The organism is Sphingobium rhizovicinum (assembly GCF_042647625.1).
Lineage (GTDB): Bacteria > Pseudomonadota > Alphaproteobacteria > Sphingomonadales > Sphingomonadaceae > Sphingobium > Sphingobium rhizovicinum.
Genome location: NZ_JBHRVU010000005.1, coordinates 536641 through 560910, shown reverse-complemented (window position 1 = coordinate 560910; position 24270 = coordinate 536641). Strand labels below are relative to the sequence as shown.

The following is a 24270-nucleotide window of genomic DNA, read 5'->3' as shown; positions in this document are numbered from 1 at the left end:
AATCTATGGCCAGCCAGCCACTGTCCCGCGACGCCGCAACGCCGTCCCTGCCTTCGCCCGTCAGCGCCGACCTGCTGGACCGCATCACGCGGCAGCTGGCCGAAACGGCGGAGCAATATGACCGCAGCGGCGCATTCCCCCGCGCCAATTTCGATCTGCTGGCAAAGGAAGGGCTGATCGGCCTGACCGTGTCGCGCGATCTGGGCGGGCGGGGCGCGTCGCTGTCCGAAGCCATCCGCGTTCTCGGCGCGGTGGCGAAGGGGGAGCCTTCGACAGCGCTGATCCTGTTCATGACCTATCATTATCACGCCACGCCGGCGCGGGCGCGCAACTGGCCGCAGTCCATTTACGAACGGCTGGCGCGCGAAGCGGTGGCGGGCCGGGGCCTGATTGGCGGATTGCGGGTGGAACCGGAACTGGGCACCCCGGTGCGCGGCGGCCTGCCGGCGACGGTGGCGCGGCGCACGGCCGATGGCTGGGCGCTGACCGGCACCAAAATCTATTCCACCGGATCGACCGGGCTGGACTGGTTTTCCGTCTGGGCGAAGACGGATGAAGCGGAGCCGCGCGTCGGCAATTTCCTGGTGCGCGCCGACGGTGCGGGCATCGACATAGAGCCGGTATGGGACCATCTGGGCATGCGCGCGACGGTCAGCCATGCGGTGCATTTCACCGATACGCCGACGCCGCTGGACCATGCGGTCGACATTCGCCGACCCGACCAATGGGCGACGGGCGCGGGCGACCCGAGCCTGGCCATCTGGAACGCGCTGTCCATTTCCACCATCTATGATGGCGTGGCGCGGGCCGCGCGCGACTGGCTGCGCGCCTATCTTAACGATCGGGTGCCGACCAATCTGGGCGCGTCGCTGGCCACATTGCCGCGCGTGCAGGAAAAGTTCGGTGAGATCGAGGCGCTGTTGCAGGTCAACCGCACATTGATCCGCGACGCGGCGGCCCGGCACGATGCGGGCGATTTGCCGAGCGCGGTGGAAGTCAATACTATCAAATATCTGACCACCGCCAATGCGATCCGCGCAGTCGAGATCGGTCTGGAGTTGACCGGCAATCCGGGCATCAGCCGCAAGAATCCGCTGGAGCGCCATTATCGCGATGTGCTGTGCAGCCGCATCCATTCGCCGCAGACCGACACCATATTGATCGCCGCCGGGCGGGCGGCGCTTGGGAACTGACATGAGCCTGATTATCGCCAGCCAGCTGGACGCGGACTTTAATCGCGGGCTGGGCCAGCATCCTGCCGCGCCGATCCTGATCGATGTGGCCGATGAAGAACCCTGGGCGGCGGCGGCCGAGGCGGACATGCTGTTGATCCGTCCCTCCCCCGCATGGCGCCAGCCCGCAGCAAAGCGTCCGCCGGCTTGGCCGGGGCGCCTGAAATGGGTCTACAGCGCGTCGGCCGGGATCGATTTCTATCCGCAATGGCTGCTCGATGCGCCGCTCGTCACCTGCGGCCGGGGGGTCGCGGCGGATGAGATTGCCGATTATGTGATCGCCGCCATCTATGCCCATGCCAAGAATCTGGAGGCGGTGACGGTGCGGTCGCGGGCGCAGTGGATCAATGTGCCGCTGGGCCGGGTGTCGGGCACCACGATCGGCATCGTCGGGCTGGGTGCGATCGGGCAGGAAGTGGCGCGGCGCGGGCTGGCGCTGGGTGCGCAGGTTATGGGCCTGCGCCGGTCCGGCGCGCAGTCGGGCGTCAGCGGGGTCGAACATGTGCGCGATGTCGAAGCGCTGGTGGCGCGATCCGACCATATCGTGATCGCCGTGCCGGCTACGCCGGAGACCCGCCACCTGTTCAATGACGCATTGTTACGCAAGGTGAAGCCGGGCGCGCACATCATCAACGTCGCGCGCGGATCGGTGATCGATCAGGCGGCGCTGATGCAGGCGCTGGACCGGGAAGACGGGCCGGGCTTCGCCACGCTGGACGTAACCGATCCTGAACCGCTGCCGGAGGGGCATGCGCTCTACACCCATCCGCGCATCCGCCTGACGCCGCATATTTCCAGCAATCATACGCTGGTGCGCCATCGACTGCTGGAAAAGGTGCGGGACGATATTTCCCGCTTCGTGCGGGGCGAGGCACCGAGCGACATCGTCGATCCGGCGCGAGGTTATTAGAGCATTTTCGAAGCAGATGGCATCATCTGCTGGCTCGGAAAATGCGGAAAACAAAAGAGAAATAGAGCATAATCCGATTCAGAATGATCGGATTATGCTCTAATGAGAGTCGGGCGTCGGGTGCGCCCGCCATATCAGGTTATAATGCCTGCACGGTTTCCAGCGCCAGTTCGGCCAGACGGCTGGCGGCCTTGTCCAGCTTGTCGCCCGCGCGCAGGATGGCCGCGACGCGCGGTAGCTGGGGCAGGCGTTCATGTTCCAGCGCCTGCGCTTCATCCAGGAACAGGTGCGTGCGGCAGGTGATGCCCAGCCCGGCGCCCACGGCCGCCTTGAGCGTCGCCAGATTGGGCGTTTCCACCGCGATCCGCCATTGCAGGCCGGCATCCTCCAGCCCCCGGATCGCCGCTTCGCGGAAACGGCATGGCTCCTCCAGCACGGCCAGCGGAATGACAGGGCGATCGGCCAGCGCCGTATCGCCATACCAGCTCATCGGCGCGACAGTGACGGCATGGGCGTCATTGGGCGCAGCGAAGCCCAGCACTATGTCGAGTTCGCGCCGCTCCAGCAGCGTCTGCAATTCGGCGGTGCCGGCAACCCGCGCATAGATTTGCGCGTCGGGATGCAATTCGGCAAAGCGCGACAGCAGGCCGCTCAGCAATGTGTCGGCGAAATCCTGCACCATGCCGATGCGCGCCGGCCCGGCGAACCGCCCGGCGCTGACCGCCGCCACCGCTTCGTCGTGCAGCAACAGCACCCGCCGCGCATAATCCAGCAGCACATCGCCCGCCGCCGTCAGGATTAGGCGACGCCCTTCGCGCAGGAACAAAGTCTGCTGCACCAGTTCCTCCAGTCGCTTGATTTGCAGGCTGAGCGCGGACTGGGTCACGAACACCTGTTCCGACGCATTGAGCATCGATCCGGTGTCGACGATCGCGACGAAGCTGCGGAGCAAATTGGTCGGCAAATTGACCGGCACGAGCGAACCTCTTCATAAATAGGGGAAAGGCCGATCCGGTGTCGGGAACGGAGCATATGCTTATCGCCGATGCTTATATATCAATCAAAATAGTAGAGATTTGGGCGGCGAAGGAAAAACTTGGGCTGAACGATCGACGCGCTGGAAACCGCCATTTTCGGCGCTGTTCCGCCCCATATCGGCGGTGAAATGCGACCTATGATCAACGCTGATAGGTCGACGCAGAAAAACTTAATTGAATAGGTAGACAATTCATGTTGGGCTTGTCGGGACTTCACAAAAGGCCCGGACATGGCGGTTTTGACGATCCATAACCTATCAACAGCAGGGCGGGGCCGATCGGCCGCCGCGCCGCGTCGCTTCTCCCTCTCGCGTTTTGGCGGGCGCTGGCTTTCGCCGGTTGCGCTGCTGTTGCTTTGGGAAGCCGGGTCGCGCATCGGCCTGATCCCCGAACGCACTTTGGCCGCGCCGTCCGCCGTGCTCGGCACCCTGTTCGAAATGGTCCTGTCGGGCGAATTGCCGTCCAATCTGCTGGTGTCCTTCGCCCGTGTCGCCGCCGGCCTGCTGATCGGGGTCGGGCTGGGGCTGGCGCTGGGTCTGGTGGCCGGCCTGTCGCGCGCCGGCGAAATGGCGGTCGATCCGCTGATGCAGATCAAGCGCACCATTCCCGCGCTGGCGCTGACGCCGCTGTTCATCGTGTGGTTCGGCATCGGCGAAACGCCCAAGGTCGCCCTGATCGCATTCGCCACCATCTTCCCGGTCTATCTCAACCTCTACAGCGGCATCCGCAGCGTGGACCTGCGCCTGCTGGACGCGGCCAAGAGCTTCGGCCTCAGCCGGTGGGAGCAGATATGGCATGTCGTGCTGCCATCCGCCTTGCCGTCCCTGCTGGTCGGCCTGCGCTACGCTTTGTCGGTGTCGATCCTGGTGCTGGTGGTGGCGGAGCAGATCAACGCCTCGGCCGGCCTTGGCTACCTTATCAACAACGCCCGCGATTTCATGCGGACCGACATCATCGTCGTCTGCCTGATGGTCTACGCCATCCTCGGCCTTGGCGCCGACTGGCTGGTCCGCACCGTCGAAGCCCGCGCCCTGATCTGGCGCCCCAGCATAGTGGAGCAATAAGCATGGACGCTCGCCTCGGTTTCTCTACGGTGGACTCTGCCGTCCATCTTCCCCACCCGGAACCCGTCGTGCGGCTGCGCGGCTTTACCCGCCGCTTTGGCGCCAACACCATCATCGACGGCCTCGACCTCGACATTGCGCCGGGCGAGTTCATCGCCCTGCTGGGCCGGTCGGGATCAGGCAAGACCACCTTGTTGCGCACGCTCGCCGGGCTGGACGAAGTGCGCGGGCAGGATGTGGATGTACCCGACTCGCGCGCCGTCGTGTTTCAGGATGCGCGTCTGCTCCCCTGGAAGCCGGTCTGGAAAAATGTGTCGCTGGGCCTGAAGGGCGACGTTCGCGCACGGGCTGAAGGGGCGCTGCGCGAAGTCGGGCTGGGCCACCGCATCGACGCCTGGCCGCTGACCCTGTCGGGTGGCGAGGCGCAGCGCGCGGCGCTGGCCCGGGCGCTGGTCCGCGAACCCGAATTGCTGCTGCTGGACGAGCCGTTCGCCGCGCTTGATGCGCTGACGCGCTATCGCATGCATGATCTGGTGCTGTCGCTCTGGCGCACGCACAAGCCCGCCGTGCTGATCGTCACCCATGATGTGGAGGAAGCGATCGCACTGGCCGACCGGGTGCTGGTGCTGGACAAGGGGCGTATCGTCGCGGAGGAGCGCATCACGGCGCCGCGCGGCGAACGCGCCAGCTTCGCCGGTCGCCTGCGCGAAAAACTGCTGTCGCACCTTGGCGGCGACGATCATGGCGAAGGCGTCGTGCCTTTCGCGGTGGCGGCCGAATGAGCGGCCTCGCGACCTTGGAGCGGCCCGTCGATGCGCCCGTCAATATCGGTCGGCTGCGCGGTTTCGTCACCGCCTTTGCCGATCTGCTGGCGGCGACGCGCGATGAACAGGCGATATTGGAAAGCGGCCGGTCGCTGCTCGCCCGGCTCATCGCCGCCGACGACTGGTTGCCCGCAGAATTCGCCCGGCCCAACCCGGACCGCTACCAGCAATATCTGCTCCATTGCGACAGCCGCGAACGCTTCAGCATCGTCAGCTTCGTCTGGGGACCGGGACAGGCGACGCCGATCCATGATCACAGCGTCTGGGGCCTGGTGGGCGTGCTGCGCGGCGTTGAAAAGGTGGAGCGCTTCCGCCGCCTGCCGACCGGCGGGCTGGTCGCGGCAGGCGAGGAATGGCTGCGCGAGGGGGAGGTGGACGCCGTCTCCCCGCGCGTGGGCGACATTCACCGCGTCACCAATGGCCTGGCCGACCGGCCCTCCATCAGCATCCATGTCTATGGCGCGAATATCGGCGCGGTCGAACGGGCGACCTACGCCACCGACGGCACGCCAAAAAGCTTCATTTCGGGTTACGCCAATGGCGTGATCCCCAACCTTTGGGACAGATCGAAAAGCGCATGAGCACCGACACACTCGACCGCATAGGTGAACGCACTTTGGCAGCCACCCCGCAGGATATTCGCCACGCCCTGCTGATCGGCAGCGAAATCGCCGTCATCGATGTGCGCGAAGAACATGAATTTGCGCAGGGCCATCCGCTGTTCGCGGCGCAGATTCCGCTGCGGCGCATTGAGGAGGAAGCGCGCTGGCGCATTCCGCGCCTCGCCACGCCGATCATCGTCTATGACAATGGCGAAGGGCTGGCGCACAAGGCTGCGGTGCGTCTGGAAGCACTGGGCTACAGCGATGTGCGCGAACTGGACGGCGGCCTGTCGGCCTGGCGCGATGCGGGCTATGAACTGTTCGAAGACGTCAACAGCTATAGCAAGGCGTTTGGCGAACTGGTCGAACATCGCCGCCACACGCCCAGCCTGGCCGCCGAAGAGGTGCAGGCGCTGATCCGTGAAAAGGCGGACATCCGCATCGTCGATGCCCGCCGCTACGACGAATATAATACGATGAGCATCCCGACCGGAACCAGCGTGCCTGGCGCCGAACTGGTGCTGCATGCGCGCACCGTGGCGCCTGATCCCGACACCACGATCATCGTCAATTGCGCCGGCCGCACCCGTTCGATCATCGGCGCCCAGTCGCTGGTCAATGCCGGCGTGCCGAACAAGGTGTTCGCGCTGCGCAACGGCACGATCGGCTGGACGCTGGCCGGGCAGGATCTGGAAACCGGCCAGACCCGCGTCGCGCCGGAAGTGGACGACCTGTCGGCGGACGAGGCGCGCGCCTATGCCCGCGACGTCGCCTATCGGGCTGGCGTGAAGCGGATCGGCTGGGACGAACTGGAGGCGTTCCGGGCGGACAGCGCCCGCACCCTCTATCTCTACGACGTGCGCCAGCCGCGCGAATATGAAAGCGGTCATCTGCCCGGCTTCCGCAACGCGCAGGGTGGCCAGCTGGTGCAGGAGACCGATCATAATGCGCCGGTGCGCGGCGCGCGCATCGTCGTGACCGACACGGTCGGGCCGCGCGCGGACATGACCGCGTCCTGGCTGGCGCAACTGGGATGGGATGTGTCGATCCTCGATGTCGATTGGTCCGCCGCCGCTCTGGAAACAGGCAAGGACGGCGCGCCGCCCCCCCGCGGGCCGGAGGGGCGCTACAAACGGCCCTATGAAGGCACCGACAATAAGGCGGCGGCGATGCAGGCCTATCTCGACTGGGAATATGGCCTCGTCGCCCAGCTGGAGCGCGACGGCACCCACGGCTTTTTCGTCATCTGAGCATAGCAGGAGAGTTCCCATGAGCGTCAAATTCATCGGCTATATCGGCTTCAACAACGGGTCCGAAACCCAATCGGCGGTGCGCAGCCGTGCGCTCGACACCGATTATGTGAACGCAGCGGCCAAGGCGCAGGAAGAGGGCGGGTTCGACCGCGTCCTCATCCCCTTCGGATCGAACAGTCCCGAAAGCCAGATCGTCGCGGCCCATGCCGCCGCCATCACGACGAAGCTGGGCTTTCTGGTCGCGCACCGGCCCGGCTTCACCCAGCCCACGGTGGCCGCGCGGCAGCTTGCCACGCTGGACCAGCTGTCCAATGGCCGGGTTGCGGTGCACATCATCACCGGCGGCGCGGATGAGGAAATGGCGCGCGACGGCGATACCCGCACGGTCAAGGCCGAACGCTATGCCCGCACGGACGAATATCTGACGATCCTGCGACAGGAATGGACCGCGGTGACGCCATTCGACCATCAGGGCAAGTTCTACGACATTCGCCAGGCCTATAGCGCGATCAAGCCCGACAATCTGCCGGTCTTCTTTGGCGGGTCGTCGGATGAGGCGATCGAAGTCGCCGGCCGCCATGCCGATGTCTATGCGCTATGGGGGGAAACGCTGGAGGCGGTGCGCGATACGGTGCGCGCGGTGCGCAAATCGGCGGCGCGCCATGGCCGCGATCCGGGCTTCTCCCTGTCCCTGCGGCCGGTGATCGCCGATACCGAAGAAGCGGCGTGGAAGCGCGCGGCGGAAATCGAGGAGCAGGTGCGCGACAATCGCGTCGCCGCCGGCCTGCCGATCAGCGGCCACCGCCCGCCCAATGCCGGGTCGCTGCGCCTGCTCGACACCGCCAGCAGCAACCGGCGCGATACGCGCCTCTGGACCGGCGTTGCGGCGCTGACCGGCGCGGCCGGCAACAGCACGGGTCTGGTCGGCACGCCTGAACAGGTGGCCGACGCCATGCTCGACTATTATGACGTCGGCATCGACCATTTCCTGATCCGCGGTTTCGATCCGCTGGGCGATTCCATCCTTTACGGCCGTGAATTGCTGCCGATCGTGCGTCGCAAGGTCGCCGATCGTGACGCGGCCGGCCTCGCACTGGCGGGCTGATCCATGTCGAAGAAGACAGTCGCCCTCCTGTCGGCGACCCTTGTTGCGGTGGCGGGCCTTGGCCTTGCCGCCGCGACCTTTAAACGCGGTGACGACACTATCCTGCGCGTCGCCAATCAAAAGGGGCAGGTGCGGGCGATGATGCTCGCCTCCGGCGCGCTCAAGGGCGCTCCCTATACGGTCGAGTGGTCGGAATTTCCGGCGGCCCAGCCGCTGCTGGAGGCCGTGGGCGGCGGCGCGGCCGATCTGGGGCTGGCGGCCGATGCGCCGTTCATCTTCGCCTATCAAAGCGGTAGCCCGGTCAAGGCGATCGCCGTGCAGGCGCCCGTCAATCAGGCGCCGGAAGCTTTGGCCATACTGGTCAAGACCGGATCGCCGATCCGCAGCACGCAGCAACTGGTCGGCAAATCCATCGCCACGACACGCGGTTCGATCGGCCATCACCTGTTGTTGCAGGCGCTGGAGCGGGCGAACATCCCGGCCGACAAGGTGCGCGTCACCTTCCTGCCGCCGGGCGACGCCAAGGCCGCGTTCGACAGCGGAGCGATCGACGCATGGGCGACCTGGACGCCCTACACCAATGTCGCGATCAAGGAAGGCGCACGCGCCGTCGTCGATGCCAGGGATTATGGCCTGCCCCTCTATATCGACATCGCCAATGCCGACTCGATCGAACCGAAGCGCGCGTTGCTGGCCGATTTCCTCCAACGGGAGGCGAAGGCCGTCGCCTGGGCGCGGGCGCATCCTGACCAGTTTGCGCAGGTGCTGGCCAAGGAGACCGGCCTGCCTCTCGACATTGCCCGCGCCAGCTTCGACCGCAACAATCGTGTGTCGCAGCCGATCGACGACGGGATCATCGCGCATGAACAGGCGATCACCGCCCGTTTCCGGAAGGCGGGCCTGACAGATGGCAAGCGGTCCGTTCCCGCCGCATTCGATGCGAGCTTCGCCAGGGTGGACAAAGGACAGGCCTCGTCCGGAATCTAGAGCGTCGAGCGTGAAATCGAGATCGCTTCTGTATCCGTTCGCCCTGAGCCTGTCGAAGCCTGTCCTGAGCGACTCCGCAGGCGGCGTCGAAGGGGGCCGTACTTCTTGAAGAACAAGACGGGGCTTCGACAGGCTCTCCTGAGCGAAGTCGAAGGGCCGAACGGTTCTTATTTAAAGCGCGATGCTCTAGGCGTGTCTTGACGTCATCCGGGACAGGCCGGCGGATATGTGACAGCCGCCTGTCTGTCCTACAGGGGCCGTCTCTCCTAACCTGCCATCGGCTCTTTCGATCGTCGGCACAAAACAGCGCAGGTTCGCCCGGACGGCCACGATAAAGCGACATAAAGCGACAATTTCGCACCCATTTTGCGGTGCTTTTGTCGCTTTATCGCCGGTTCCGGGTGATCGGAATATCCGCGCCGCCAGCGGCGTTGCCGCTTCACAAGGCCCGCGCCAGCGTCAGCGACAGGATGGCGCCCTGCCATTGATCGCGTTGCTCCTGACCGGACGCCATGCCCGCCCGGCTGGGGGTGTAGAAGCGGCGCAGGCGGTGCGTATCCTGTCCGTTGATCGCACTGGCCTTCAGCGTGGTCTTGAACCCGGCCAGCGCCGTGGTTTCGACATAAGCGCCCCACAGGGCGTCGTCGCGCCAGGTCAGGCGTTCGCTGATATAATAGACATGGCCCCGCTCCGCCGCCGTATAGGTGACGCCCCAGGATGATCGCAGCGCCGGCACGTCATGGCGGAACTCGGCGGTCAGGCTGCGGGACGGAATATCATCCATGGTGCGGATGCGCCCGGTCACTCGATCGCGCAGCCGCGATCCGCGCAACGTGCCGTCCAGCGTCAGGCGTGCGCCGCGAATGGCCGCGTCCAGCGGCAATGTCGCCTGACCGGAAACGCTCCATTGCCGCGCGTTGCCGATGGTCCCCAGCGCCTCGTCGCCCGATGGCAGCAGCAGATAGCCCAGCAGTCCCTGATGCCATTGATGATAGGCCTCGACAGCGATGGCGCCGCCCTGTCCCCAGCGATGATCGATCCGCGCCAGCGCGCGCGTCACGCGGGCCGGGCGCAGGCCGGCGTTGCCGCCCAGCGGTCGCCCGTCCGCCTGATTGACCGATGCTGCAAAATCGCCGAAATCCAGCTGGTCCACGGTGCGGCGCGCACCCACTCTTATTTGTGTCCTGCCCGATGGCGACCAGACCAGCGCGGCCGAGGGCTTCCAGTAGGACAGGCTCTGTTCGTTGGGGAAATCGCCGGTCACGCGAATGCGCGACATTTCGAACGCCATGCCGCTTTCCACATTGAGCCTGCGCGCGACCCTGACCGTCAGGTTGGCGAAGGCTTCCCCGCGCAGTTCCGATACGCGCGTGTCCGCATTGGCGAGCGTGACCGGCGACAGGCCGTTGCCGACATCCTCCGCATAGTCGAGCCGGCTGGACAGACGATTATAGGCGATTTCCACGCCCAGTTCGGGGCGGACGGCATGATCGCCCTCGCGCGTCAGCGTGGTGCGGCCCACCAGTTCCAGCGGCTTCTGCTTCAGGGCCGAAACGCCCTCATATCCCGGCTCGGCATAATGTTCGTCGGTCGTGCCGTCCTCCAGCCGGGCCAGGCCGACCAGCTTGGTCGTCCATCCTTTCCCCAGCGTGCGGGTCCAGTCCAGGCCCAGTTCGCCGCTCTTTCCCTTCTCCTCATAGGCGATGGTGCGAACGGATTGGGGCGTCCCTGCGCGCACGCCGGCAAAAATGTCGATGCTGCGATCGGACTGATAGCCATCCTTGTTCAGCCGCAGATTGACGGTCAGCGCGCCGCCCGCAACCGCGCCGGATGCGGATGCCGCCAGCCCCAGTTCGGGCGCCTTGCCCTTGATCCGTTCGAAACGCGTCTGGGCGATCGCCCCCGCCGCATCGCGATCCAGATAGAGGCCGTCGGTGGGATAGCGCACCACTTCGCCCGACAGCTCGACATTGGTCTGCCAGCCGGCGATGCGGCGGGCATGGCTGATCTGCGCGGATGGAGAGATGCGGCCATCGGCGGTATGGTTCAGCGTCAGCGCCGCATTGCCGGACCCGCCGGCATCGGCGCGCAGCACGACATTGGCGACCAGAGTCTGTCCCTGCGCCTCGGCCGCGTCCGCGCCGCGCAGCAACAGGATGCGCTCCACCCGCGATGCGCTGATCCGTCGCAGCACCTGGCTGATGCCGCCGGCCTTCACCGTGGGGCGCTGGCCATCGATCAGGACATTGCCCGCCGCCCCGCCAAAGCCGCGCAGGCTGGACCCTTCGGTCAGCAGAAAGCCCGGCGTCCGCTCCAGCATGTCGAGCGCGGTCTGGGGCTGGAAGGGCGCGTAGAAATCGGCCGGGTAGACCGGATCAGGGCCGGCCGGCACCACCGCAGGATGCGGCCTTTGCACGGCGGGCGTGGATGTTTCCTGCTCGTCAGCTATCGGTCCGGCCGCCACGGCCAGACTGGCAAGCATGATATTGGCAAGGCTCATCGCAGGAAGAACTCTACCGGAACGACCAGTTCAATGGTGTCGCCTTCAACCGAGGCCGGGGGCTTGGGCAGGGGTTGCGCCCGTTTGGGCAGGCTGACCGCCTCCGCATCCAGCGCCGCGATGCCGGACGATCGTTCCAGCCGCACCGTCAGAACCTTGCCCTCCCGATCCATCAGGAAGCGGATATAGGGCACGCCCTGCTGCTTGCGGAACAGGGCGTCGCGTGGGTAGCGGCGCACCTTGTTGAGCGCGCCCAGCACCTGTCCCTCCCAGGTCGGCTTGGCGTTGCCGGGCGGCGGGGGCGCGGCGGCCGGCTTCACCTCGGGCGGCGGCGTCTTGTCGACCGGCGGGGTTGGCGGCGCGGGGCGCACTGGCGGCGTCGGGATCGTCACCGGCGTCGGGATCTGGATCTTGGGCGCTTCTGGCTGGGGCTGTTGCGGCTGCTGTTGCGGCGGGATGATTTCGGGCGGCGGGGGTTCGTCCGCCACCATTTCCGCCGGTGGCGCAGGCGGGGCGACATCAAAGACGCTCAACGTCGCCGCCTGCTTCTTCACATATTCGCTATGCCATTTGACGAACATCAGTCCCGCCGCGATGACATGGATGGCGATTGTCAGCGACAGGCCCAGCGTCCGGCTCCGACCATGGCCGCCGGCGCGATAGCCTCCGTCCGACGGTTGGAGTGGCGTGACGACGGGAGACGGAACGACGGGCGTCGTCCCGCTCGTCATATCCTCGTCCAGGCGACGTGCGGCTTGCAGCATTAGGAGACTCCCGAAAGAACCGCCACGCACAGCGACAGCGGCGCAGCAAGAAGACCAGCCCGCGGCAACAGGCGGGGATGATAGGTAAGGCCAAGGATGGTGAGAAGGGCGGCGAGCGTCAGCATCCCCAACCAGAAGGTCAGGCCCACCCCCGGCCCGAAGCGCAGCATCAGCGGCAGCGCGGCCAGGCCGATCGCGCTCCATCCCGCCGCCTTGTGCGCTGTCAGCCTGCGCCCTTTTGGCAGCGCGCCGGTCATGTCGCGATGATGCTTGTCCATCGCAAAGGCCAGCGCGGCAAAGCCGGCGAAGCAGGCCAGCAGGGCCGACAGTGCGCAAAGAGGCCCGGTCATGATGCCGCTCCCGGCTGGACGATCCAGAGGATCAGTCCGGCAGGAGCGGCCACCGCCACCAGCCCCAGCCATGCCCGGGTCGCACTGGAGGCATGGAAGACAGCCATGATGATGGCGGCGTATAAAAGGAAGCTGGCCATCGTCGCCGCGTGCAGGGCATCCGCCGTCGATACGCCCAGCCATGGCAAGGCCAGCGTCGCCAGCAAGGCCAGCGCACTGGCCAGGACATAGCCGCCGATCACGGCGGCCATGATGCGCGACAGCAGCGGCCAGTCGACGGGCAGGGTTCGGATCATGTGCAGGACAGCTTTCATGCGGGAACCACCTCGGCCTTGCGGGCGCGGGGCTTAGGAGACAGCCTTGCCGCCGCCCGCTGCTTGCGGATCAGGATGCGGCGCATATGGACGAACAGCAGGGCAATGCCGATCGCGCCCAGATCGATGCTGGCCAGCGTCCAGTCGCCCGCAGGCAGGCTGACACCCAGATGCCGGTCGGTGGTCAGCAGATTGACGACCGGAATCAAGCCGAAGGCGGCGATGGCGGCGCTGATCAGTTCCACCCACGCCCTGGGCGCGGGCCGCCAGATCGCATAGAGGAATGTCGCCCCCCAGGTCAGGAACAGCGCATGGATTTCCCACGCAGCGCGTCCTTCCATCGCCGCCGGGATCAGCCGGTTAGCCCAGAAATAGGCGGCGACGCCAATCGGCAGGCCGACGATCGTGCCCAGGTTCAATATGTCGACCAGAATGATGCCGAAGGGCAGTCTGCCCGCCTTGGCCAGCTTCGCCTTGCGCTTGGTCGACCAGAGCAGCAGCCCGGTGGCGATCATCGCCGCGCCGCCCAGCCCGGACAGGATATAGAGCGCACGCAGCAGCGGCCCGGCGAAATGCCCCTCATGTATGGCCAGCAACGCCAGAGAGAAGCCGGCCGATGCCGCTTCCTTGTCGCCCTCATCAGGCAGGCGCGATCCGGTGACGCCGTCGAAGCGCATATTGGGTCCGTTGCGGCTCAGCCTGGTGAGCGTATGCGCTGCGATCACGACCTTCGCATCCGTGCGGCCGGGATGCTCCACCGTCAGGCGCGCAATCTTCCCTGCGCCCCATTCCCGTTCCGCCTGCGCCAGCATCGGCGCCAGCGGCGCATTGGCGGCGGTCGCTTCCTTCGCCTTCCCGCTTTCCTCCCGGCCGTAAAGCTGTTCGTAGAAACGGTCGCGCGACGGGCCTTGCGGATAGAGGGTGTCGATCGGCAAGGGCATATAGGTGTAGAGGAAGAAGATCAGTCCCGACCAGGTGATCATCAGATGGAAGGGCAGGGCGGTAACGCTCAGCAAATTATGCGCGTCGAGCCAGCTTCGTTGCCCCTTGGCCGGGCGGAAGGTGAAGAAATCCTTGAAGATCTTCTTGTGGGTGACGATGCCGCTCAGGATCGCCACCAGCATGAACATGGCGCAAATGCCGACAATGCGGATCCCCCAGTCATAGGGCATGTAGCGCAGCGCATAATGCATGGCGTAAAGCTCGTCGCCGCCGCCCGTCTCGCGGATGCGGCCCTTCTCCTCCGCTCCGGTCGCCGGGTTGATGACGGCGCGGGTGAAGGCGCCATAATCCTCGCCCGGTCTGGGCCAGGCCTGCCACCCCGCCTCCAGTTGCGTCTCGCCGCGACGACCGGGGAAAAAGATGTACCAGCGTTCGGCATCCTGCCCCTGCGCCCGCAGCCATGTTTCGGCCGGGGGCAGCAGGGACGGGGCGCCGGGCGGCGCGCTTTGCAATGGCAGTTCGGGCCGCATCCAGCGACTGACTTCGCTGTTCACATAGCCGAACGTGCCGGTCACGAAGACGAAGAACAGCACCCATCCGACCAGCAGGCCGGTCCAGGTGTGCAGCCACGCCATGGATTGGCGAAAGCCGTCCTTCATGACCCGGCATCCATGCGCGCCGCCCGCTGCATCAGAATTTGCCGCGCAGCGTGACCATGACGTTCCGGGGATCGCCATAGAGATTGCCGTAGCCCGGACCGTCGATGGTCACATAATAGGTCTTGTCGAAAATATTGTTGAGATTGGCGCTGATCGAAAAGCGATCGTTGAAATCATATCCCGTGCGCGCCGACCAGATGGCGTAGCCCTTCACGCGGAACTGATATTCATAATAATCGCCGTCATACAGGCCGGTTGCCGGATTGAGTTCCTGCACCCAGCCGGACCGGAAATTGCTGCTCTGCGCCGTGACGCCCACGCCAAGGCTCAGCCCCTTGAGCGCGTCTCCCTGGAATTTATAGTCGGTCCACAGCTTCAGCAGATGCTTGGGCGTCGTTTCCGAATAGCGGGCGTCGCTGTCCCGCTTGTTGACGTTGTTGTTGTAGGTATAGCCGAAGGCGACTTGCAGGCCGGGGAAGATCTCGCCGTTCAGTTCGACTTCGAACCCCTGGCTCTTGATATAGCCGTCCCGGATATAGCAGCAATTGTCTCCGCCGATCGGCGGATTTGCGGGATCGGACACCGCCGCACCCTTCTTGTTCACCCGATACCAGGCGATGGAGCCGGTCAGCCTGCCGTCGGCCAGTTCGCCCTTCACGCCTGCCTCATAATTGCGGCCGGTGACGGGATCGAGCGGCGTGCCGGGGCGTGGGCCGCTATTATATTGCGCCTGCGACTGATAGATTTCGGCGATGCTGGCGTACAGGCTGAAGCCTTTGTAGACGTCCCAGATGGCCGCGCCATAGGGGATGAAGACGCTGTCCTGCTTCACCTGATTGCGCAGCGCGTTGGTGATCAGATTATAGTTGCTGGTCTTGTCCCGGAACGCCAGCCGGCCGCCGCCGATCAGCGACAGGCTTTCGACCGGACGAATGCGCAGCGATCCGTAAAGCCCCATCCGCTCGATCGTCTGGCGGTTGCGATAGCTCCAGGCCGGCGGGAAGGCCGGCTCTTCGGGATAGACCGGATTGAAGATGTCGCCTTCGCCGATATAGGTCCACAATTGCTGATAAACCTGCTGATAACGGACATAGTCGGCGCCCAGGATCAGATTATGGGTCTGTCCGAACAGTTCGAAACTGCCCTGCGTGTTCAGGTCGACCGTGGTTTCCTTCGTCGCCTTGTCCTGCTGGAAATACCACCAGTCGACCCCCGATCCGTCAATCGGATCGACGGCATTTTCCATCTCCGCCGCATTGGTCTTGTCGCGGTTGCGCATATGGTTGGCGGTCAGCTTGACCGTCCAGTCATCGCCAATCCGCTGTTCCAGCCGGCCGAAGAAGACGCTGGTGCCGCGTTCGATCGCGTTCCATGGCGTCCCCATGTTGAAATCGCGCGGCAGGCCGATGTCGACCCCGTTGCGATAGCGCGGCAGCGACACGTTGAAGCCGTCCTTCTGGTCCTCCTGACGGGTGAAGCCGGCGACCAGCAGGGTGGACGGGGTCAGATCGGCTTCGATCAGGCCGTGGATCAGCGCGCGGCGATCCTGCTTGAAGCGCTGGAAGCCATGGCCATTGTCGATCACGCCGATCACCCGGCCGCGCACGCGACCATCGCTGGTCAGCGGCCCTGTCGCGTCAGCCTCCAGCCGATAATTGTTCCAGCTGCCGCCAAAGGCGTTGAGTTGCAGTTGCGTGTCTTCCAGCGCGCGCTTGCGGGAAAAGTTGAGCACGCCGCCCGCCTCGCCGGCGCCGAACAGGCCGTCCGCCCCGCGGACCAGGGCAATGCTGTCATAGATGGCGGTGTCGATGTCCGACATGCCGTCCACCCGAAAGCTGGTCGCGCCGCCATCATAGCGGGCGAAGCTGATCGGCAGGCCGCGGCTGTTATAGGTGGAGGACAGCCAGTTGCGATCGACCGTCACGCCGGTCGTTTGCAGCATCACATCTTCGATGCTGATCAGATTCTGGTCCTCCAGCCGCTGGCGGGTGATGACCGTGACCGACTGGGGGATCTGGCGCAGGCTTTGCGCCGCCTTGCCGACATTGGTGGCGAGCGGGGCATAGCTGCGCGTGCCTTCGGTCACGACCGGATCGCTGGATGCCCGCAATCCGCCGATCGCGCCGCTGCCGCTGCCATTGCCGCTGGCTTCAACCCGCACGGGGCCAAGCGAAATCGCATCTTCGCTGACTTCCGGCGCGCGTTCCAGCACCACCGTATTGCCCATCAGGCGGAAGGACAGGCCCGTGCCGCTCAGCAATTTACCCAGCGCCGACAGCGCCGACATGCGGCCGTTGACGCTGGACGACGCGCGCCCGGACAGAAGATCGGCCGGCGCGCTGACCTGAAGCCCGGATTGCTGACCAAAGCTGGTGATGGCCGTCGACAGCGGTTGCGCGCCGATGTCGAATTGCCGCTCTGCCGCCGCCGATTGCGCCATTACCGACGATGGCGCAATCGTCACCGTTGCCGCCCCTGCCAGCAACATGGCCGCCAGAATCTGATCTTTCCGTCCGAAACGCATATTATCCCCCGAATTTCATTCCCTTTGAGGGCGCGAAACATGCAGCTGCGCTGCACATGCAAATGCGATGCAATCGCGCCCCTTGTGCAAGAGACGTTTGGGCTGATCCGCTTTTCGGTGGGTGCGTGAATTTTTTCTGGTCGGTTTCCCGACCCGTTCAATCCTGCGAATAGATGATCAGCCAGCCGCCTATCACCGTGACACGCCCGCCATAGGCGCGGGCCATGCCGCGCAGGGCTTCGACCGGGTCGGATGCGTTGAATATGCCGGTCAGCCGTTGCTGCGCCAGCCCTTTGCCGCGCGTCACGATCATGCCGCCAAACCAGGGGCGCAATCGTTCGATCGCGTCGGTGACGGGTTCGTCCTGGATGATGATCTGGCGCGCCCGCCATGCCGCGACCTGAGCCGCCGGCATGGCCTGCTGGCTGATCTTGCCTGACAATGTCACCGCCGCAGACTGGCCGCCCGTCAATAGTGTGCGCCCGCCATGGGTTGAAGCGACCCGCACCCGGCCGTGCTCGACACCTATGAAACTCGCCTGCGCATCATCGTCGGCCTCGCGCACGTCAAAGGCGGTGCCAAGCACCGTCACGCGCGTTCGGGCGCCCAGCACGCGGAAGGGCCGCTGCGGGTTGGGGGTGACGGAGAAGAAGGCTTCGCCTTTCAGCAGTCGTATATCACGCCGCCCGGCCGAATAATCGACGGCGATCGCCGATTGCGGCGCCAATTGCACCATGCTGCCGTCCGCCAGCATCACCTGCTGCACCTCGGCGACGCCGCTGCGGTGATCGGCCTGCCAGCGCAGGCTGGCGGCAGGAGCCAGCAGCAGGCCAAGGCACAGGGCGCACCCGGCCATGATTGTGACGCTGCGCCAGGCGCGCGCCCCCCTGGCCGCGCCGCGCGCTGCGGGCCATCGCACCTGCCCCCGGCCGGACCGCGCGGCATAGGCCGGTTCGACGTCTCCGACGCGTTCATAGACATAGCGCATTTCCGCCCAGGCACGCCGATGCCCGGCATCCGCATCCAGCCAGGCGCGGAAATGCTGTTGCAGCGTCGCGTCTTCAGGATATTCGCGCAGGCTGATCGCCCACAGCACGGCCTGCTCTTCCGGATCATCCCGAAAAGCGGGGAATTGCTCACCCTCCCTGTCGGAGCCCATGCGTATCCCTATCCTGTGATCCTGGCCATGATCATCAGACGTTAAACTAGCCGCTTTTTTCGCTCGAAGGAAAGCAATCACCTCCGGGCATCGGGATATTGGCGCAAAGCGGTACGACAATGCCGCAGGGCGGCGGCGACCAGTTCGTGCGCACGCGTGACGGAAATATCCAGCGCGGCGGCGATGTCCTCCAACCGTGCGCCTTCAAATCGGTGCATTTCGAATGCGACGCGCGTGCGATCGTCCAGCGCCGCCAGCGCATCGCGCAATATGTGCAGTTCGCTGCGCGCGATGACGACCCGTTCGGCCGACGGCCTGTCATCGGCGGCCTGCCAATGGAGAGAATCCGGATCGCCTCCCTGAGAACGGGCCCGTTCGCGCGCCAGGCTGCGGCTGCGATCGATCGCCAGGTTGCGCAGCACGCGGCGGAAGAGATGGCCGGGATCGACGATGCTTTCCCGGTTCTCGATCGTCCGGCAACGAATCCAGGCCTCCTGCACCAGATCCTCCGCCCCGAACTCATCGGAACTGACCGCGCGCGCATAGCGAACCAGGCCGCGATGCTGCCGTTGATAAAAGTCGCTTAGCCCCTTCACGGGGTCGCCCATGCCGCGAATGAGAATGATTCGCAAGCGCCAAAGGGGGATATTGTGATCCGCCTCCGGCTCTGCATCCATGGTCGTCATCGCGCACCTGAGCGTGAACACGGGCCTCACCCAGCGCCTTATCCTCCTTTGGTATAAGGGACGCTCCGGTCCGCTTGCTTTAGCCTTCTTCCGTCAAAACAGGCTCCAGGCGGGAGAGGCGTCGTGGGAACTCTGATCGGATTTCGCGGCCTTTTTCTGGTCGGCGCCGTCACCATGGCGCTTGGGCTGGGCGCGTTGCTGGGCACCATTTTCCATCTTCAGGGATCGACCCGCACATTTGCGCAACGGGCCGACATGGCGCAAAGGCAGGCTTTGCTCCTCACCCGCATCGACGCGCGGGCCGCACAGCTTGCCCTGACCCGGTCGAGTGCGGCGCGGGTCGAACTGGGGGATGCGGTGCGGGCCTATCTCACCAGCATTGCGGATGAAGAGGCGCTGATGGACGGGGACGAACCGGATCGTCATTATCAGGCGCAGGAACATGCCAACGCCCAGCGACTGGTGCGGTTGCTGATGGCGCGTCCCGATGATCTGACCAACATCCGGGTGATGATCCGGCATATTGCCGCCCGGGAAAATGAAGAGGCGGAACTGGCTACGGCGCAGGCGCGACAGGCGCAGACGCATGCATGGCGGACGATCCTGATCATTCTCTGCCTATTGTTGATCCTGCCGCTCTGGGCCAGCCTGTTCCTGTGGCGTCACCTGATCCGGCCGCTGGATGCATTGGCCCGCGCCAGCCGCTCCATCGCCTGCGAGGCTTTTCGCAAGCCGCTTCCCAGCAGCCGCCTGTCGGAAATGCAGCATCTGATCAGCCAGTTCGACAATATGGCGCAGGCCGTCGAGGAGAAGGTGGTCGCCCGGACAGGCGCCTTGCAGCAACTCAATCAGCAACTTGCCGATACCGATCAGCGCCGCCGCCTGTTCCTGTCAAAGGTCAGTCATGAATTGCGCACGCCGGTTACCGTCATGCGCGGCGAAGCGGAAGTGGCGCTGCGCATGAATGGCGACGCGCCCAGTTTGCGGGACGCGCTGCGGCAGATACTGGACAGCAATCATTTCCTGGAACGGCGACTGAATGACCTGCTGACACTCGCCCGCGCGGAAGATGGCGCATTGCCGATCCGGCATGATCCGGTCGATCTGGCGCAACTGGCGCGTCAGGTCGGGCAGAGCGCGTCCGGATTTGCCAATGCCAGCGGCGTCCGGCTGGAACTGGAGGCGCTGGATCGCCCCATGCTCGCCATCGGCGACGCGGATCGGCTACGACAGGCGATGCTGGCGCTGGTCGACAATGGGGTCAAATTTTCTCCGCCGGGCGGCACCATCAGATTGGAGAGAAGCTGCGCGAACGGCCAGGTGGGCGTCCTTATCAAGGATGAAGGGCCGGGCGTGGCGGAGGGCGAACTGGATCGGATCTTCGATCCCTATGTGCAGGGGAGGGCCGGGCGATCGCTTGGTGGAACCGGGCTGGGCCTGTCGCTGGCGCGCTGGATTGCGCAGGCCCATGATGGCGTGATCAGCGCCTGTAACAGGAATGAAGGAGAGGGCTTATGCGTGTCGCTCAGGCTGCCGGCGCGGGTTTGAGGATTTTGCTGGTGGAAGATGATCCGGGCATTGGCCGGTTCGTCCATCGCGGCCTGACCGCGGAAGGCTATGCCGTCGAGTGGCAGACGTTGGGGAAGCGCGCGCAGGCGCGGATGGCATCGGGCCAGTTTCATGCAGCGATCCTGGATCTGGGCCTGCCCGATGCAGATGGCGCCGATCTGTGCCGCGAAGCCCGCGCCAGAGGCAATGATCTGCCCATTTGCATGCTGACCGCCCGGGCCGAACTGGAGGACAGGCTGGATGGCTTTCGCTGCGGCGCGGACGATTATCTCACCAAGCCTTTTTCCTTCGAGGAATTGCTGGCCCGACTGAATGTCATGGTCCGGCGCAGTCTTGTGCAATCGCGGGACCGGATCGTGCTGGATGGACTGGTGATCGACCTGCGCAGCCGGTCCGCCCGGGTGGAGGAGGCATCGCTGTCCCTCAGCCGGCGTGAATTTGACCTGCTGCATTGTCTTGCGCGGCAGGCCGGACAGGTCGTCACCAGAGGCCAGATATTGGACGAGGTATGGGGGCAGGATGCGGACGTTACCGAAAATGCGGTCGACGTCTATATTGGCTATCTGCGCAAATATCTGTCCGCCCATGACAGCGCGCCAGACCTGTCGACGGTGCGTGGCGTGGGCTTTGTGCTGCGTCATCGGACCAAAGCATAAGTCACTCTGAGAGAAATCTCATAAAGCCATCAGGACCATCTCATAAAGCCCCGCCTACTCTTGGTTTCGACAAGCGGTGATGGCCGCAGTCTGGATTTAGGAGGATGCGATGATGGGAAGACGGGGGCGTCTGCTGGCTTGCGCCATGACGATGCTGGTTGCGGTGCCGGCGATCAGCCAGCCAGTGGCGCAGAAGCATGATTTCAGGCTGCCCGGCGTCGGCTGGGACGATATTCTCAATGACGAACATAGCACCGACAATGTGCTGATGTACGGTCTGGGGGTGAAGGCGCAGCGGTTCAGCACGCTGGACCAGATCAACAGCGACAATGCGAAGAAAGTGGTGCCCAAATGGGTCTTCTCCTTCGGGGACGAGCGGCAGCGCGGTCAGGAAAGCCAGGCGCTGGTCTATGACGGCGTCATCTACGTCACCGCATCCTACAGCCGCGTGTTCGCGCTGGATGTGAAGACGGGCAAGAAAATCTGGTCCTATACCGCCCGCCTGCCCGACGACATTCGCCCCTGCTGCGATGTCGTCAATCGCGGCGCGGCCATTTATGGCGACAAGATCTTCTTCGGCACGCTGGACGCGGGGATGGTCGCGCTGGACCGCAAGACCGGCAAGGTGGTGTGGAACAAGAAGTTCCAGGATCACAAGGCCGGCTACACGATGACCGGCGCGCCCACGATCATCAAGGACAAGAAGACCGGCCGGGTCATGCTGATCCACGGATCGTCGGGCGACGAATTTGGCGTGGTGGGCGAACTTTATGCCCGCGATCCCGACACCGGCGAGGAAATCTGGATGCGGCCGATGGTGGAGGGGCATCAGGGCCGGCTGAACGGCAAGCCATCGACCTTCACCGGCGATCCCAAGGCGCCAAGCTGGCCCAATGACAAGGATGGCAAGAAGGTCGAGGCGTGGAACCATGGCGGCGGCGCGCCCTGGCAATCGGCCACCTATGACGAGAAGACCAACACCATCGTCATCGGCACCGGCAACCCGGCGCCGTGGAACACATGGAAGCGCTCGCCCGGCGACAGCCTCTATACGTCGGGGCAGGTCTATATCGAACCCTCGACGGGGGAGCCGGTCGGCTTCTTCCAGCATACGCCCAATGATGCGTGGGACTTTTCGGGCAACAACCCGATCGTGCTGTTCGATCTGGAAAAGGACGGCAAGACGGTCCGGGCCGGCGCCCATGCCGACCGCAACGGCTATTTCTTCCTGACCGATCTCGACAAGCTGACCAAGCGTGACGGGAAGATCAGCAAGCAGAAGGGCAGCGCGCTCGGCATCTATCCCTTCGTTCCCAACATCAGCTGGGCCAGCAAATGGGATGTCGCCAATGGCCGGCCGATCGAAAATCCGGGCCAGCGCCCCCCACCGCCAGCGCCCGGCAAGGACAAGGGCGAAAGCATCCGCGTGACGCCCAACTTCCTGGGCGGGACCAACTGGATGCCCATGTCCTACAACCCCGGCACCGGCCTGTTCTACATCCCGTCGAACGACTGGTCGGAAGATTACTGGACCGAAAATGTCACCTATAACAAGGGTGCCGCCTATCTGGGTCAGGGCTTCCGCATCCGTAAGCAGTTCGACGATCATGTCGGCGTGCTGCGGGCCATGGACCCCAGGACCGGCAAGATCGCCTGGGAAGCCAAGGAGCATCTGCCGTTATGGGGCGGCAACGTCACCACCAAGGGCAATATCGTCATTCAGGGCACCAGCGATGGCTATGTAAAGATCTTCAATGCCAAGACCGGCGAGGAACTCTGGAAATTCCAGACCGGCTCCGGCGTGGTGTCCGTGCCGATCGTCTGGGAAGAGGATGGCAAGCAATATATCGGCCTCGCTTCCGGCTATGGCGGCGCCGTGCCGCTATGGGGCGGGGACATGGCCGACCTCACGCGAACGGTCAGCCAGGGCGGCTCCTTCTGGGTGTTCGAACTGCCCGAAGCCTGATGATCTTGGCGCGGAGCCCGACACTCCGTGCGAAGCGCCCGGCCGGACCGCGACCTCCCTCGCGCCTCCGGCCGGGCACCCCATTTCCTCATCCTGTTTTCGCCATGGATCGGATCTTCCCATGCGCCTTGCCTGCCTTGTCCTGCTGGCCGCTTCTGTCGCCGCCCCTGCCTTCGCCCAGCAAAAGATCGTCAATGTGGAGGAGCGCCCGACGCCATGGGTCGTGAACGGATGCACCATCGTCCCCCATGCGTCCTGCGCCGGCGCGGATTTGCGCTTTGCCGATCTCGCCAATGCGGACCTGACCGGCGCGGACCTGCACGGGGCCAAATTGTCGCGTGCGGACATGCGGCATGCCAATCTGACAGGCGCCAATCTCGACGGCGCGGATCTTGATGGCGCGGATATGTCCATGACGTTCCTGAATGGCGCGCGGCTGAACGGCGCGTCGCTGCGCGGGGCCAATCTGGCCTTTGCGCGCGCCGGCCACGCCATGTTCGACGGCGCCGATCTGACTGCGGCGACGCTGGAAAAGGCGCTGCTGAAAGGGGCTTCGTTCAGGGAGGCGAAGCTGATCCACGCCGATCTGCTGGAGGCCAAATTCTATGAAGCCAATCTGGAACGGGCGACCATGGACGCATCCCGCATCCGCTTTGCCGTGTTTCAGGATGCGTGGATGAAGGATTGTGCCGGCTGCCCGTCCAGTTGGCAGACCGGCGACACCGTATGGCAGACCGAAGAGAAGGAACGACTGCGCAATCGGGAACGATGACTTGCGCAGGACCGGCTTGCATCATAAGGAGCCTTGTCCTTGACCTGTTTCGGCAGGATGAGGGCGAAGATCGCGTCGGTTCCCCGGAGACGGGGATTAAAATGGGAACGCGGTGAGGAGGGTGAAAGCCCTCCGAATCCGAGGCTGTCCCTGCAACTGTAAGTGGCGAGCGCGATATACAGGTGCGGACGGCATGAAGCCCGATCCGCCAGCCACTGGGCCGGACGCTAAATCCTGCGAGGCCTGGGAAGGCCGTATATCAAGCGATGACCCATGAGCCAGGAGACCTGCCGGCGTCTGGTCGCTCTTGCCCTGGTCCAGGGGATGGCCGCGGCACGGTGAACTCCGTCTGAGCGACGAACGAGCGGCTGGGGCCGCATCGGACGCTGTGTGTC

The 24270-nt window shown here is 64.8% G+C and carries 21 protein-coding genes and 1 riboswitch; of the genes, 12 read left to right on the top strand and 9 right to left on the bottom strand.

All coding sequences use genetic code 11. The features are described from left to right. Positions 1–5: 5 nt before the first annotated feature. A complete protein-coding gene (locus ACFOKF_RS21235) occupies positions 6–1193 on the top strand; it encodes an acyl-CoA dehydrogenase family protein (RefSeq protein ID WP_380798537.1) in 1188 nt (395 codons plus the stop codon). Between the two features lies 1 nt (position 1194). Continuing rightward, positions 1195–2142, top strand: coding sequence for an NAD(P)-dependent oxidoreductase (locus ACFOKF_RS21230; RefSeq protein ID WP_380798535.1), 948 nt, complete (start codon positions 1195–1197; stop codon positions 2140–2142). A gap of 139 nt (positions 2143–2281) precedes the next feature. On the opposite strand, the gene ACFOKF_RS21225 is transcribed toward ACFOKF_RS21230, so the two are convergent. Continuing rightward, the gene (locus tag ACFOKF_RS21225) at positions 2282–3118 is read right to left on the bottom strand and encodes a LysR substrate-binding domain-containing protein (RefSeq protein WP_380798533.1); all 837 of its coding nucleotides are present in this window, start codon (positions 3116–3118) and stop codon (positions 2282–2284) included. A 291-nt stretch (positions 3119–3409) separates the two neighbouring features. On the opposite strand from ACFOKF_RS21225, the gene ACFOKF_RS21220 reads away from it, so the two are divergent. The 6 genes from ACFOKF_RS21220 to ACFOKF_RS21195 are packed head-to-tail and all read left to right on the top strand — an operon-like array spanning position 3410 to position 9014. Next, positions 3410–4243 carry an ABC transporter permease gene (locus ACFOKF_RS21220; RefSeq protein WP_380798531.1) on the top strand — a complete coding sequence of 278 codons (834 nt, stop codon included), beginning with the start codon at positions 3410–3412 and terminating at the stop codon, positions 4241–4243. Positions 4244–4245: 2 nt separating this feature from the next. Further along, a complete protein-coding gene (locus ACFOKF_RS21215) occupies positions 4246–5025 on the top strand; it encodes an ABC transporter ATP-binding protein (RefSeq protein WP_380798530.1) in 780 nt (259 codons plus the stop codon). Then, a complete protein-coding gene (locus ACFOKF_RS21210; RefSeq protein ID WP_380798529.1) occupies positions 5022–5648 on the top strand; it encodes a cysteine dioxygenase family protein in 627 nt (208 codons plus the stop codon). The genes ACFOKF_RS21215 and ACFOKF_RS21210 overlap by 4 nt, the downstream gene beginning before the upstream one ends. After that, a complete protein-coding gene (locus ACFOKF_RS21205) occupies positions 5645–6919 on the top strand; it encodes a rhodanese-like domain-containing protein (protein WP_380798528.1) in 1275 nt (424 codons plus the stop codon). Before ACFOKF_RS21210 ends, ACFOKF_RS21205 begins: the two co-directional genes overlap by 4 nt. Positions 6920–6938: 19 nt before the next feature. Beyond that, positions 6939–8027, top strand: a complete 1089-nt coding sequence (locus tag ACFOKF_RS21200) for an LLM class flavin-dependent oxidoreductase (RefSeq protein ID WP_380798526.1) — start codon at positions 6939–6941, stop codon at positions 8025–8027. Positions 8028–8030: 3 nt separating this feature from the next. Continuing rightward, a complete protein-coding gene (locus ACFOKF_RS21195) occupies positions 8031–9014 on the top strand; it encodes an ABC transporter substrate-binding protein (RefSeq protein WP_380798525.1) in 984 nt (327 codons plus the stop codon). 439 nt (positions 9015–9453) lie between these two features. On the opposite strand, the gene ACFOKF_RS21190 is transcribed toward ACFOKF_RS21195, so the two are convergent. From ACFOKF_RS21190 to ACFOKF_RS21155, 8 genes are all read right to left on the bottom strand, one after another. Next, positions 9454–11514, bottom strand: a complete 2061-nt coding sequence (locus tag ACFOKF_RS21190) for a TonB-dependent receptor plug domain-containing protein (protein WP_380798524.1) — start codon at positions 11512–11514, stop codon at positions 9454–9456. Continuing rightward, entirely contained in the window at positions 11511–12278 is a 768-nt protein-coding gene (locus ACFOKF_RS21185) for an energy transducer TonB family protein (RefSeq protein ID WP_380798523.1), read from the bottom strand. Before ACFOKF_RS21185 ends, ACFOKF_RS21190 begins: the two co-directional genes overlap by 4 nt. Then, positions 12278–12628 (bottom strand): DUF3325 domain-containing protein, encoded by a 351-nt coding sequence (locus tag ACFOKF_RS21180; RefSeq protein ID WP_380798522.1) that lies wholly within the window; start codon positions 12626–12628, stop codon positions 12278–12280. Before ACFOKF_RS21180 ends, ACFOKF_RS21185 begins: the two co-directional genes overlap by 1 nt. After that, complete coding sequence (locus tag ACFOKF_RS21175) at positions 12625–12942, bottom strand: DUF3649 domain-containing protein (RefSeq protein ID WP_380798520.1); 318 nt, start codon at positions 12940–12942, stop codon at positions 12625–12627. The genes ACFOKF_RS21180 and ACFOKF_RS21175 overlap by 4 nt, the downstream gene beginning before the upstream one ends. Continuing rightward, positions 12939–14543 (bottom strand): PepSY-associated TM helix domain-containing protein, encoded by a 1605-nt coding sequence (locus ACFOKF_RS21170; RefSeq protein WP_380798519.1) that lies wholly within the window; start codon positions 14541–14543, stop codon positions 12939–12941. The genes ACFOKF_RS21175 and ACFOKF_RS21170 overlap by 4 nt, the downstream gene beginning before the upstream one ends. Before the next feature lie 31 nt (positions 14544–14574). Further along, a complete protein-coding gene (locus ACFOKF_RS21165) occupies positions 14575–17067 on the bottom strand; it encodes a TonB-dependent siderophore receptor (RefSeq protein WP_380798517.1) in 2493 nt (830 codons plus the stop codon). Positions 17068–17224: 157 nt separating this feature from the next. After that, on the bottom strand, positions 17225–18226 hold the full coding sequence (locus tag ACFOKF_RS21160) for a FecR family protein (protein WP_380798516.1): 1002 nt from the start codon (positions 18224–18226) through the stop codon (positions 17225–17227). Positions 18227–18303: 77 nt separating this feature from the next. Next, positions 18304–18912: an RNA polymerase sigma factor gene (locus ACFOKF_RS21155; RefSeq protein ID WP_380798515.1), complete on the bottom strand. Its 609-nt coding sequence runs from the start codon at positions 18910–18912 to the stop codon at positions 18304–18306. Positions 18913–19035: 123 nt separating this feature from the next. On the opposite strand from ACFOKF_RS21155, the gene ACFOKF_RS21150 reads away from it, so the two are divergent. The 4 genes from ACFOKF_RS21150 (at position 19036) to ACFOKF_RS21135 (ending at position 23875) form a co-directional block, all read left to right on the top strand. Further along, positions 19036–20460, top strand: coding sequence for a sensor histidine kinase (locus ACFOKF_RS21150; RefSeq protein WP_380798514.1), 1425 nt, complete (start codon positions 19036–19038; stop codon positions 20458–20460). Further along, positions 20427–21137 carry a response regulator transcription factor gene (locus ACFOKF_RS21145; protein WP_380798513.1) on the top strand — a complete coding sequence of 237 codons (711 nt, stop codon included), beginning with the start codon at positions 20427–20429 and terminating at the stop codon, positions 21135–21137. Before ACFOKF_RS21150 ends, ACFOKF_RS21145 begins: the two co-directional genes overlap by 34 nt. A gap of 268 nt (positions 21138–21405) precedes the next feature. After that, the gene (locus ACFOKF_RS21140) at positions 21406–23103 is read left to right on the top strand and encodes a methanol/ethanol family PQQ-dependent dehydrogenase (RefSeq protein ID WP_449325404.1); all 1698 of its coding nucleotides are present in this window, start codon (positions 21406–21408) and stop codon (positions 23101–23103) included. A gap of 121 nt (positions 23104–23224) precedes the next feature. Continuing rightward, positions 23225–23875, top strand: a complete 651-nt coding sequence (locus ACFOKF_RS21135; protein ID WP_380798509.1) for a pentapeptide repeat-containing protein — start codon at positions 23225–23227, stop codon at positions 23873–23875. A gap of 59 nt (positions 23876–23934) precedes the next feature. Further along, positions 23935–24184: riboswitch (cobalamin riboswitch) on the top strand. The last annotated feature ends 86 nt before the right edge of the window (positions 24185–24270 follow it).

Coding starts and splice junctions, on each gene's coding strand:
- ACFOKF_RS21235 (WP_380798537.1), top strand. CDS start 6: ATGGCCAGCCAGCCACTGTCCCGCGACGCCGCAACGCCGTCCCTGCCT.
- ACFOKF_RS21230 (WP_380798535.1), top strand. CDS start 1,195: ATGAGCCTGATTATCGCCAGCCAGCTGGACGCGGACTTTAATCGCGGG.
- ACFOKF_RS21220 (WP_380798531.1), top strand. CDS start 3,410: ATGGCGGTTTTGACGATCCATAACCTATCAACAGCAGGGCGGGGCCGA.
- ACFOKF_RS21215 (WP_380798530.1), top strand. CDS start 4,246: ATGGACGCTCGCCTCGGTTTCTCTACGGTGGACTCTGCCGTCCATCTT.
- ACFOKF_RS21210 (WP_380798529.1), top strand. CDS start 5,022: ATGAGCGGCCTCGCGACCTTGGAGCGGCCCGTCGATGCGCCCGTCAAT.
- ACFOKF_RS21205 (WP_380798528.1), top strand. CDS start 5,645: ATGAGCACCGACACACTCGACCGCATAGGTGAACGCACTTTGGCAGCC.
- ACFOKF_RS21200 (WP_380798526.1), top strand. CDS start 6,939: ATGAGCGTCAAATTCATCGGCTATATCGGCTTCAACAACGGGTCCGAA.
- ACFOKF_RS21195 (WP_380798525.1), top strand. CDS start 8,031: ATGTCGAAGAAGACAGTCGCCCTCCTGTCGGCGACCCTTGTTGCGGTG.
- ACFOKF_RS21190 (WP_380798524.1), bottom strand. CDS start 11,514: ATGAGCCTTGCCAATATCATGCTTGCCAGTCTGGCCGTGGCGGCCGGA.
- ACFOKF_RS21185 (WP_380798523.1), bottom strand. CDS start 12,278: ATGCTGCAAGCCGCACGTCGCCTGGACGAGGATATGACGAGCGGGACG.
- ACFOKF_RS21180 (WP_380798522.1), bottom strand. CDS start 12,628: ATGACCGGGCCTCTTTGCGCACTGTCGGCCCTGCTGGCCTGCTTCGCC.
- ACFOKF_RS21175 (WP_380798520.1), bottom strand. CDS start 12,942: ATGAAAGCTGTCCTGCACATGATCCGAACCCTGCCCGTCGACTGGCCG.
- ACFOKF_RS21170 (WP_380798519.1), bottom strand. CDS start 14,543: ATGAAGGACGGCTTTCGCCAATCCATGGCGTGGCTGCACACCTGGACC.
- ACFOKF_RS21165 (WP_380798517.1), bottom strand. CDS start 17,067: ATGCGTTTCGGACGGAAAGATCAGATTCTGGCGGCCATGTTGCTGGCA.
- ACFOKF_RS21160 (WP_380798516.1), bottom strand. CDS start 18,226: ATGGGCTCCGACAGGGAGGGTGAGCAATTCCCCGCTTTTCGGGATGAT.
- ACFOKF_RS21155 (WP_380798515.1), bottom strand. CDS start 18,912: ATGACGACCATGGATGCAGAGCCGGAGGCGGATCACAATATCCCCCTT.
- ACFOKF_RS21145 (WP_380798513.1), top strand. CDS start 20,427: ATGCGTGTCGCTCAGGCTGCCGGCGCGGGTTTGAGGATTTTGCTGGTG.
- ACFOKF_RS21140 (WP_449325404.1), top strand. CDS start 21,406: ATGTACGGTCTGGGGGTGAAGGCGCAGCGGTTCAGCACGCTGGACCAG.
- ACFOKF_RS21135 (WP_380798509.1), top strand. CDS start 23,225: ATGCGCCTTGCCTGCCTTGTCCTGCTGGCCGCTTCTGTCGCCGCCCCT.